The 9157-nt window shown below is 70.0% G+C and carries 18 protein-coding genes; all 18 read left to right on the top strand.

The window, feature by feature from the left end:
- The first annotated feature begins 33 nt into the window (after positions 1-33).
- The 18 genes from RBJ77_RS10325 to RBJ77_RS10410 all read left to right on the top strand — a co-directional run bounded on the left by RBJ77_RS10325 (position 34) and on the right by RBJ77_RS10410 (position 9109).
- Positions 34-204 carry a hypothetical protein gene (locus RBJ77_RS10325; RefSeq protein ID WP_372344695.1) on the top strand — a complete coding sequence of 57 codons (171 nt, stop codon included), beginning with the start codon at positions 34-36 and terminating at the stop codon, positions 202-204.
- 260 nt (positions 205-464) lie between these two features.
- Entirely contained in the window at positions 465-740 is a 276-nt protein-coding gene (locus tag RBJ77_RS10330) for a hypothetical protein (RefSeq protein ID WP_372344696.1), read from the top strand.
- Positions 741-811: 71 nt separating this feature from the next.
- Positions 812-1054 (top strand): hypothetical protein, encoded by a 243-nt coding sequence (locus tag RBJ77_RS10335; RefSeq protein ID WP_372344697.1) that lies wholly within the window; start codon positions 812-814, stop codon positions 1052-1054.
- 140 nt (positions 1055-1194) lie between these two features.
- The gene (locus tag RBJ77_RS10340; RefSeq protein WP_372344698.1) at positions 1195-1374 is read left to right on the top strand and encodes a hypothetical protein; all 180 of its coding nucleotides are present in this window, start codon (positions 1195-1197) and stop codon (positions 1372-1374) included.
- Positions 1375-1474: 100 nt separating this feature from the next.
- Entirely contained in the window at positions 1475-1675 is a 201-nt protein-coding gene (locus RBJ77_RS10345) for a hypothetical protein (RefSeq protein WP_372344699.1), read from the top strand.
- Positions 1676-1722: 47 nt separating this feature from the next.
- Entirely contained in the window at positions 1723-1908 is a 186-nt protein-coding gene (locus RBJ77_RS10350) for a hypothetical protein (RefSeq protein ID WP_372344700.1), read from the top strand.
- An 85-nt stretch (positions 1909-1993) separates the two neighbouring features.
- Complete coding sequence (locus tag RBJ77_RS10355) at positions 1994-2146, top strand: pRL2-8 (RefSeq protein ID WP_372344701.1); 153 nt, start codon at positions 1994-1996, stop codon at positions 2144-2146.
- A gap of 32 nt (positions 2147-2178) precedes the next feature.
- Positions 2179-2400 (top strand): hypothetical protein, encoded by a 222-nt coding sequence (locus tag RBJ77_RS10360; protein ID WP_372344702.1) that lies wholly within the window; start codon positions 2179-2181, stop codon positions 2398-2400.
- Entirely contained in the window at positions 2400-2606 is a 207-nt protein-coding gene (locus RBJ77_RS10365; protein ID WP_372344703.1) for a DUF4236 domain-containing protein, read from the top strand. The genes RBJ77_RS10360 and RBJ77_RS10365 overlap by 1 nt, the downstream gene beginning before the upstream one ends.
- Positions 2606-2983 (top strand): hypothetical protein, encoded by a 378-nt coding sequence (locus RBJ77_RS10370; protein WP_372344704.1) that lies wholly within the window; start codon positions 2606-2608, stop codon positions 2981-2983. The genes RBJ77_RS10365 and RBJ77_RS10370 overlap by 1 nt, the downstream gene beginning before the upstream one ends.
- Before the next feature lie 125 nt (positions 2984-3108).
- Positions 3109-4557, top strand: a complete 1449-nt coding sequence (locus RBJ77_RS10375; protein ID WP_372344705.1) for a hypothetical protein — start codon at positions 3109-3111, stop codon at positions 4555-4557.
- A 9-nt stretch (positions 4558-4566) separates the two neighbouring features.
- Positions 4567-6600: a hypothetical protein gene (locus tag RBJ77_RS10380; protein WP_372344706.1), complete on the top strand. Its 2034-nt coding sequence runs from the start codon at positions 4567-4569 to the stop codon at positions 6598-6600.
- Between the two features lie 183 nt (positions 6601-6783).
- The gene (locus RBJ77_RS10385; RefSeq protein ID WP_372344707.1) at positions 6784-7395 is read left to right on the top strand and encodes a hypothetical protein; all 612 of its coding nucleotides are present in this window, start codon (positions 6784-6786) and stop codon (positions 7393-7395) included.
- An 11-nt stretch (positions 7396-7406) separates the two neighbouring features.
- Entirely contained in the window at positions 7407-7598 is a 192-nt protein-coding gene (locus RBJ77_RS10390) for a hypothetical protein (RefSeq protein ID WP_372344708.1), read from the top strand.
- Between the two features lie 20 nt (positions 7599-7618).
- Positions 7619-8200: a hypothetical protein gene (locus tag RBJ77_RS10395; protein WP_372344709.1), complete on the top strand. Its 582-nt coding sequence runs from the start codon at positions 7619-7621 to the stop codon at positions 8198-8200.
- 140 nt (positions 8201-8340) lie between these two features.
- Complete coding sequence (locus RBJ77_RS10400; RefSeq protein WP_372344710.1) at positions 8341-8667, top strand: hypothetical protein; 327 nt, start codon at positions 8341-8343, stop codon at positions 8665-8667.
- Positions 8664-8855, top strand: coding sequence for a hypothetical protein (locus RBJ77_RS10405; protein ID WP_372344711.1), 192 nt, complete (start codon positions 8664-8666; stop codon positions 8853-8855). Before RBJ77_RS10400 ends, RBJ77_RS10405 begins: the two co-directional genes overlap by 4 nt.
- Complete coding sequence (locus RBJ77_RS10410; protein ID WP_372344712.1) at positions 8852-9109, top strand: hypothetical protein; 258 nt, start codon at positions 8852-8854, stop codon at positions 9107-9109. The genes RBJ77_RS10405 and RBJ77_RS10410 overlap by 4 nt, the downstream gene beginning before the upstream one ends.
- Positions 9110-9157: the final 48 nt, after the last annotated feature.

Consider the following 9157-nt stretch of genomic DNA (forward strand, 5'->3'; position numbering starts at 1 on the left):
GCGTTGAAGGCCCGGAGTGCGGGTCCGGTCCTGTTGAGGCTTCGGATCTACACGGAGGGCGAGGAGTTGGAGTGGCGGGTGGACGTCCCGGAGGACGTGGCCCGGTCGCTGATCCAGCTGGTTGAGCTGACTCCGATCACCCCGGTGCCGTCCGCCCCGTCCGCACAGCAGCGTCCTGTACTGCGGCTGGTCCGCGCTCCCTAGATCCCCGCGGTCTGCGGGTGCCACATCCCCCGAGCCTCGCAGACCGCGGTTCCAACCCCCCGGCTCTGGTCGGGTCGGTGGCCGTCGGCGCAAATCCCCCCGGCGCCGGCGTCCTCCCACCCGCCCAGCACCACCCCCAATTTTCTTCGATCACGTCTTGAGAGGGCACCGCTATGGGCTTTTTGTCTCCGAAGCACCCGTCGTCCGGCCGTGTGAAGACGGCGCGGCTGGCGAAGCCGAGTCGTGCGACGCGCCGGGAGATGGCCGAGTCGGCGAAGTACGACTACCTGTCGGACCCGCGGTACGTGGAGCTGAGCCGTCGGGCGCACCAGGCCGAGGGCGACGCCGAGCTTCACCAGATGGATGCGGACGTGTACGGCCGCCCCGGCCGGGACTACACGGACACGGCCCGCGCGGACCAGGCCGGCGCGAGGGCTGAGAGCCAGCGCGCCAAGGGCCGTGATCTGCGGACGCAGGCGGACGCCGTGAAGACGGAGTTGCAGCCCAAGCCGAAGAAGAAGAGCTCCTGGTGGTAGTCGGCGCGCCCGCGCCACCCGTCCAGCACCACCCCATATTCCTGCGTCCCCGAGAGGACCCCGTTATGTCTGTGCACCTGTTCGACGCCGATAAGTCCCGTGCTCCGGAGGCTCGCAGGCTGCGTGCCGCGACGGCGCTGTGCGACGAGAGCGGCATGTTCGGCGACGACCTGACCCGCGCACTGCACAGCGAAGCGACGTGGAACGTGCCGATCACGGAGCGTCTTTCGTGCCCGATCCACCTGGGGTGGCGGACCGACTGCGCGGCGCTGCACGAGACCGCCGATGGTCACGACTACCAGGCGGCTGCCTGATGGCTGCTGTGGAGATCGTCTCGTCCGGCGCCGGGACATGGACAAGGCCGTCGTGAACCGCTGATCCACCGCCCGGCCAGACAGGGGCGCGCACCATCCATCCACCATCCGCGCACCACATTCCCGACAGGAGACCCGACATGGGACGACGCCACTACGACAACTACCAGCTGGCCGCCTCCGAGTACGTCGACCTGAAGCGGCTCGAAGAGACCGCCGAGGCGATGGGCGACAGCACGGCCGCGAAGGGCTACGCCGCCGAGGCCAAGGAGTACGTCCGCGCTTCCTACGGCTCCTACTACCACGGCGACGAGGACTGACAGGGGAACCCCCAGCCCCGGCATCGATGCCACGAGGGCGCCCGTTCAAAGCGGGCCCGGGGCGCGCACCGTAACCGTCCACTACCGGAAGGACTGTCCGATGGCGAAGGACCCGATCAAGGACTACTGCGACCAGCTCGACGCCGCCCTGGCCCCGCACATGGATCGTGCGGCCGACCGGCTGATGGAGATGCGGCTGATCGACGCGGCGAAGCACGGCGGCACGGAGGCGGCGAAGGCGGTCGCCCGCGAGATGACGCCGGAGCAGGCGGCCCGCGTCGCCAAGCGTCTCGCCACCTGAGTTCGACCCCACGTCCCGCCACCCAACCCACCACGAGAGGAGCCCTGATGGGCAAGCGATTCGACCGCGTATTCGGAACGCCGGAGGCGCGGACCGCGCACCGTGAAGCGCGCCATGAGCTGGCGGCGGTGTCGGCCGAGACCCGCGAGGAGACCGACGAGTTCCTCGCCGCGAACCAGAAGGTCATCGACTCCGAGCAGGCCCTGCCCAAGTGGCGGCGCGGCCCCAGCTGACCCGATGCCCCACCGTCCTCCACGGCCGTCCGGTCCGTGGGGGAGCGGTAGGGCCGGGACCGTCCCGGCCCGGAAGGAGGGCGTCATGCCCGAACAGGTCGTGCCGAAGGGCGAGTGCAAGCAGTGCTGGGCCCATTCGAAGAAGCACACCAGCTTCCTCGGGCTCGGCGAGGACGAGTGCGGCCCCTGCCTCGATCACCTGGCGAATGGCTGCCCGCGAAACATGATCCAGCAGTAACCCCCACCCGATCTACCTGAGAGGAGGCCGCCATGAGGCGCCTCATCCTGTGGCTGCTGTTGGCGGCCTTCCTGTTGATCGTCGGTGCTGCCCCGGTGGTGGCGACGGCGATCGGCGCCACGATCGGCCTCGCCTTCACGGGCGCGTTCCAACTGCTGGCCCAGCCAGCCGTGTTCGGTCTGGTGCTCGGCCTGCTGGCCGTCGCCGGCTACCGCAACCGGCCCCGGCCGACTCACCCGGGGAGGGCCGCCTGATGCCGCTCACGTTCCGCAAGTCGTTCCGGGTCTTCCCGGGGGTTCGGCTCAACATCAACCGGCGGTCGTGGTCGGTGACGTTCGGCGAGGGCAAGGGGCCGCGCCACACCGTCTCGTCGACCGGTCGCCGCACCACCTCAATGGATCTCCCTGGCCCCTTCGGCTGGCGGAAGACCACCACCCGACGCAGCCGAGGAGGCCGCTGATGTCCCTGCTCACCCTGCCCGCGTTCAAGATCCGCCGCAAGGAGGCCGCCATGCCCGAGACCGTCACCGACCCGACCAAGACCGAGCCGAACGTCCTGATGCGCTTCCTCACCCAGGGCGGTGCCACCGTCGAGCTCCACCGGCAGGAGCGGCGCGTGCGGACCCGGATGGGTGCGTCCAGCTACCTGCTGCCGAACGACGAGACCCGGGTCTCGAATGGCTTCAACTGGCGCTGCCTCGGATGCGATTCCAACGGCGGCCGAGGTCGCTACGGGCTGGGCGACGGCCACTTCGACGAGACCCAGCAGAACGACGCCCGCGACGAAGCCAACGACCACGCCGAGCGATGCCGGGCGATGCCGAAGCCGGAGGCGTGACATGCGCGAAAGCACGTGGGAAGTCCTCAGCTTCGCGATCCCGGGGCTCATCGGCCTAGCGATCGTCATCCTCGTCGCCTGCCTCTGATCTAGATCACCGCACCCCGAAAGGACACCGAGCGACCATGACCGCCACATCCGTCGAGAAGAAGGTCAACGGCACGGCCGTTGCCTCGCCCGAACTCGGGGAGGGGCGGCCCAAGCCCGTCGAGGAACAGAGCGCACCCGAAGCGGCCAAGCCGTCCCGGCGCGAGGAGAACCGGGCCGACGCCCAGGCGGACCGCGCCGAGAACCGTGCCGACGCGGCGCAGGAACGGGAAGAGCGACGCAGGGATGCCGCGCACAAGAAGCAACTGAAGACCGAAGCGAAGCAGGCCAAGCAGGACCGCAAGGAGAAGGCGCGCGCCGAGAAGGAGAAGCTGCGGGCCCGCCGTCGCAAGGAGCGGCGCGCGAATTGGCAGCGGATGCAGGCCCGCCTCACGCACCACATGCCCGCCTGGGGCCTACCTGTTGTCCTCGTGTCCCTCGCCGTCGGAGCCTCCGGCCAGGCCGGGGCGGCGTCCGCAGCGGGCATGGGCTGGGCGTCGGCCGGCGTCCCCGTTCTCACCGAGGGCATGACCCTCACCCTGGCCGGCTTGACCGGGCAGGCGATCGACAAGCGCCGCCCCTACGCGTGGCTGATGCGGGCGACGTGGATCACGGCGATGGGCGCGGCCACGATCAACGCGCTCGGCCACTACAACGAGCAGCGGGAAGTCGACCCGGACAAGGCCCTCTACCAGGCGATCTTGTACGCGGTGGCATCCATGCTCGGCATGATCTTGTGGTGGATCGTGATGCGGTCCCGGCGGGCCGCGATCTCCGGCAAGACCGCCGACGAGATCGCCCGCTGGAAGCGCCTCGCCCGTCGCCACCCGATCCTGATGCGCCGCGCCCGACGAGTCGCCGACAACACGGGAGCGTCGCTGCCGACGGCATGGAACCGGGTGTGGGAGCGGGCGAACGGGGCGGCTCCGGGCGAGCCGTCGATCCGTGAGATCCGTGCGTCCCGCCGGGCCGCGCACCGTCGTCGGGAAGCCCAGTCGTGGAACGGCCAGCGGAACTTCTGGGGACGCAAGGATGCGCCCGCAGCGGTGGTTCCCGCTCCGAAGCCGGACGCACCGAGCGACCGGCAGAGCGACGCGTCCCGCGATGCGCGTACCCCCGTACAGGCCCCCTTCCTCCCGGTCGGCCTGCTGGTTCCCGGAGGGCAGGGCGGATGGGTTGAGCACCGCGTGCCAGTGCTTCCCATGAGCTCGGCGAAGGGTGTCCGGACGCGTGGTGCCGGAACCGCTGCAACCCGCTTCCCGCAAGGGAAGGACGCGAAATCCGGCCGCGTCCGAAAGGCCGTCGCCGACGACCGTCTTGCGGCCGTCCGCAAGCTCGTCGAGAGCGAAGCCGCCCGCGGCTGCGACCTCCGGACGCACCCCTCCAACCGTGCCGTCGCCCGCGCCGTCGGCTGCCGGCCGGGAACCGCCCGGCAGCTCCTCGCCACCGTGCTCGCCGAATACAACGTCTCCCGGAAGAAGGACTAGGACCCCGCCATGGCTACCCCGACCACAGGCCGGCCGGCTGCCTCCACCGAGGCGCGGACGGTCGTCGATAAGCGGCCTGTTCCGCAGCAGCGCCACCTGCCCGACTGGATCCACTCCAGGGCGGCGCTTGCGAAGCGCACCACCCACGCGGTGAGGCACCACTGGTCCGTCGTGTGGATCGGCTGGTCGGCCCGCGGCTGGTGGCACATCGCCCGGATCGAGAAGGGCAAGTTCCACAGCACGCACCCCCACGTGATCCGCACCGCGGAGATGGAATGTGCTGCGGCGAGGACGACCCGCGATCAGGTGCGGGCCGATGCGATCCGTCGCAAGTACGTCGAGGACTACTCCGCCCACAAGCGCAAGTATTGGATCAAGCGTGGGCTCGTCGCGGCTCCAGTCACCGGGGCTGGCCTGTACGGGATGGCCGAGCTCGGCGTGTGGATGGCCGCCCTGTACGCGATGGCCGCGGTCACCTACGGCGCCTGGAAGGGCCGGCCGCAGGGCGCGGACCCGGGCCGGGTCGACATCTACCCGGAGGACGGCGACCCGTTCCCGATCGCGGACGCCCGCAACCGGACCGAGGCCGCCGAGTGCGTGCGCCGCGCCCTCGCGTCAGAGGGCATCTCGGTCGCGTCGGTGGAGGCCAACCGGCGCCACTCGTGGGGCTGGGAGGTCACGGCCAAACTCGCGAAGGGCAAGCCGGCCGACATCGTCACCAAGGCCCCGGACCTGGAGACGCCGTTGGATCTGCCGGAGAACGGGCTGCACTGTCAGCCGGTCCGCAAGTCCCGCGGGCAGGTCATCCTCCGCCTCGTCGAGTCTGACCCGTTCGACAAGATCCCGGCTGCCCCCGACCGGAAGGCCAACGGCCGCCGGTTGAGGGACAAGCAGTTGGTGGCCTACCGGATGGACGGGCAGAAGTTCGAGCCGTCACTGCTCGGTATCCACGTCATCGTGATCGCTGGGTCGGGCGGCGGGAAGTCCGTCATCCTGCGCACCCTCGCCGACACGCTCACGGCCTGCTCGGACGTGGTCGTCGGCGACCTTGACCCGGGCGGCAACGGGCTCGCCCCGCTCGCCGAGGCGATGGGCGTCCGCGCAGTCGGCGACGACAACATGGGGCAGATCGAGAAGATCCTCGAACAGGCCCTGAAGATCGGCAAGGCCCGGCCCAGGCTGTTCGCCAAGCACGGCATGAAGGAGAACTGGGAGCCCAGCCCCGAGCAGCCCGCGATCGTCCTGTTCATCGACGAGTACCCGCAGCTGTCCGACCGGGCCAAGGAGTTGGCCGTGAAGATCCTGCAGACGGGCCGCAAGTCCCGCGTGCAGCTGGTCCTCGCAGCGCAGGAGGCCACGAAGGACGCCATTGGCGCCGCGATCGCTGACACCATCGCCCTGCGGATCGTCGGCCCGTGCCGCCGCCAGGACGTCGTTCAGGTCTTCGGCGGGGGAGCGGGCGACCAGGGCTGGCGCCCGGACCGTCTCGACCCGGCGGAAGGCAACGCGGAGGGCGACGACCTGCGCGACGCCTCCCAGGCCTATATCCGCGGCTGCGGATCGCGCGAGCCGCTGAAGTACAAATTCGTGTTCCTCGACGGCAAGGACGGCAGGCGCCGCGGCAAGGAGCGCGCGGCGGCTGGCCGGCCGAAGGTTGACGAGGAGTCCCTGCGCCTAGCGGGCCTGGAGATGTTCGGTGCGACCGAGGCGGACCGCATCCGCGCGGACTTGCCGAAGATCGTGATGATGGTGCGTGGCGCCTTCGCGGCGGCCGATGACCCCGCCTTCCTCACCAGCGCGCAGATCCTCGAGTACCTGGCGAAGCATGACCCCACCGCCTGGGCCGGGGACAAGTTCAGCGACGACGAGTCGAAGGTGCACTTGCTTGCGACCCGACGCTTGATGTCGGAGCTGAAGCAGGCGGTTGACTTGCTCGACATCGCGGTCGACCTGTCGACGGTTCAGGGCGCCGGCGGAGTGCGTGGCTATCGCCTGCTGACGATCAAGCAGATCACTGGCGAGCCTGCCGATGAGGCGGCTTGACCAACCGCTTTGAACCGCTGCGTCGCAGGTCAGAACCGTGAGACGTACCGCTAGGGGCCGCGATCCGAATCTCTCATCCGCTTTGCGGCAGCGGTTCATAGCGGTACCCATCACGGCCCTGACCTGCAGTGCAGCGGTACGCAGCGGTTCCCGAAGCGGTTGAAATGAGAAGGAGATCCCGGTATGACCGGCACGGTAACGGTCCAGCAGATGACGATCAACGGGCTGCCGTATACGTGCCCGGCGTGCGAGTCGCGCTGGTTCACACTCGACGCGGTCCCGCGGTTCGCGCAGTCGCCCGCGAACGCGAACTGCTACTACGGGCACCACTGGACGGACGCCCTGATCACGGGCGCGACGATGGCGATGATCGCCGGATCGGCCACCCACCGCCGGAAGGCCAACACCTTCACCGTGACCGTCGGCGGCGCCCTGCTGGAGGGCACGCTGCAGCCCGAGGTCACCGCCGCCGACATCCGCGACCTCGTCAAGGTCCACTGGACGCGCCTGCTGAAGCCGACGCTGCGCAGGCAGAAGCGTGCCGCACTGCGCGCGGCGACGAAGCCCGTGAAGAACGCCGCCCGGACCGCGGCCGGCGCCGTCAAGTCCGGCGCCCTGAAGGCCGCGTGGACCGCGCAGGCAGGCGGCTACGACTCCGACCCCGACTACCAGCCCGAGCCGGTCATCCCCTGCGGGGCGTGTGACGGCGAAGGCTCCTTCCCCATCGACTCAAAGATCCACGACGCGACACGCGTCAAGTGCTCCGCGTGCAACGGCACCGGTGAAACCCCATGAAGGAGATCCCCATGAAGGACGTCAGCAACCTCACCCTCGTCACGTCGCAGTCCGCCGGCCGTTTCCCGGTCGTGGAGCTCGGCGGCTGGCGGGCCACGCTCGAGAACACGGACGGCGACGCCGTGTTCACGAGCGTGCAGCGCCCCACCCGCGACGAGGCCGTCGCCGACGTGACCGCCCAGTACACCGCCGCCGCGGCGTGAGACCGAGAGGACCCTGCACCATGCACGAGCCGCTGCCCGGCCAGCTGCCCAACCACCCCGCTGGGCAGCGGCACCCTGAACTCTCCGACGCCGTGCTCCAGGCGGCCGTTGAGCACTCCATCGCCCAGGCCCGCCAGCAGGAGACGACCCCGCAGGTGCTGATCGGCAGCACCCCGCCCGTCCCGCAGCCCGACAGTCGGATCGTGCCGCCGTGGGCTGCGGGGATCGCGGTCGCGTCGATCGGGGTCGGCGCCGGAGCCACCGGGCTTGGGTGCGCCGTCTGGCTCGCGATGAGGGGCCTGGCCTTGGTCAGCGTTCCGGGCCTGGAGCGCTTCGCGTGGATCATCATCGCCCCATTCGCCGGCGCGGCCATGCTCCTCACCGCTGGTGGCGCCGCCATCTCCAAAGCGAAGAAGGCCAGCCCGCCCGTGATCCACAACCACAACAGCGGGCCCGTCATCCAGGACAGCCGGCAAGACCACAGCACCCACAAGAGCAGGCACTTCAGCCTCACCACGCGGAACGACATCCGAACGGAGACCAATGCGGAAGACCTGGAACTTCAAGGCCGCCGTCAGCGACGGCCGGCACCACGACGGTGAATCCGTCGGCACGGTGCGCGCCCCTTCCGAAGCGGCAGCCCGCGCCGCCGTCGCCGACTGGGTCCGGCAGAACGGCGCCCGCAAAGGCAACAAGCGCCCCTGGACCGCCACCAGCATCGAACTCACCTGAAGGGAAAACCATGACTAACACGACCACGACCACCGCCCCGGCCCTCGACGAGCTGAGGGAGCGTGCGATAGCGCTCGGCGTGGAAGCCCGCAAGGCCGAATGGGCGGGCGACCGGACCAGCCCCGTCCACGATATGGCGGACCACGCCATGATGGAGCTGCAGCGCACCGACAGCTTCAGCCTCGCAGCCTGCGACCAGATCAACATCCGGTTCGCGACCTATCTGTTCAACCTGACCGAGCCCGGCTACATCGCGACCATCGCATTCGACGGCGACCTGCTGCACCCGATGAACTCGCTCGGCGAGAAGCTCGACCTCACCGGAGTCGCGGCGTGATCCCCGCACCGAAGCGGATCGCCGCGCTCGCTGCGGGCACGACGGCCGGGCTCGGCGCGATCGTCGGCGCCGCCCACGCGACAGGCGCCCCTGCCGGCGTCGTAGCAGCAGCGGCCGGTGCTCTCGTCTGCGGCGGCGTCGCCGTCGCCGAAGCCGTCCGCACCAGTCGGCGGGAGGCCGTCCGATGACGACGCTGATCGCACCGGCCGTCCCCGTCTGGTGGCCGCAGATCCTCACCGCGGTCCTGGAGAAGCGCCGGTTCGTCCGCATGCTGCTCGGAGTGGCCACGCCGACCGTCGCCGACGGGACGCTGCACCTGACGTTCCACCGGGCCGGCGCCGCCGAGCACTTCGCCAAGCCGGAGAGCGGCTGCATGGCCGTCCTGCGTACAGCCCTGGACGAGCACGGCATCGACATGCCCGTCGCCGTGCACCAGGCGTGACCTGCAACAACAGTGCACCCCAGGCAATCGAAGTGCCTGGGGTGCTTC

This window comes from Streptomyces sp. KL116D (genome assembly GCF_030766975.1).
Lineage (GTDB): Bacteria > Actinomycetota > Actinomycetes > Streptomycetales > Streptomycetaceae > Streptomyces > Streptomyces longispororuber_A.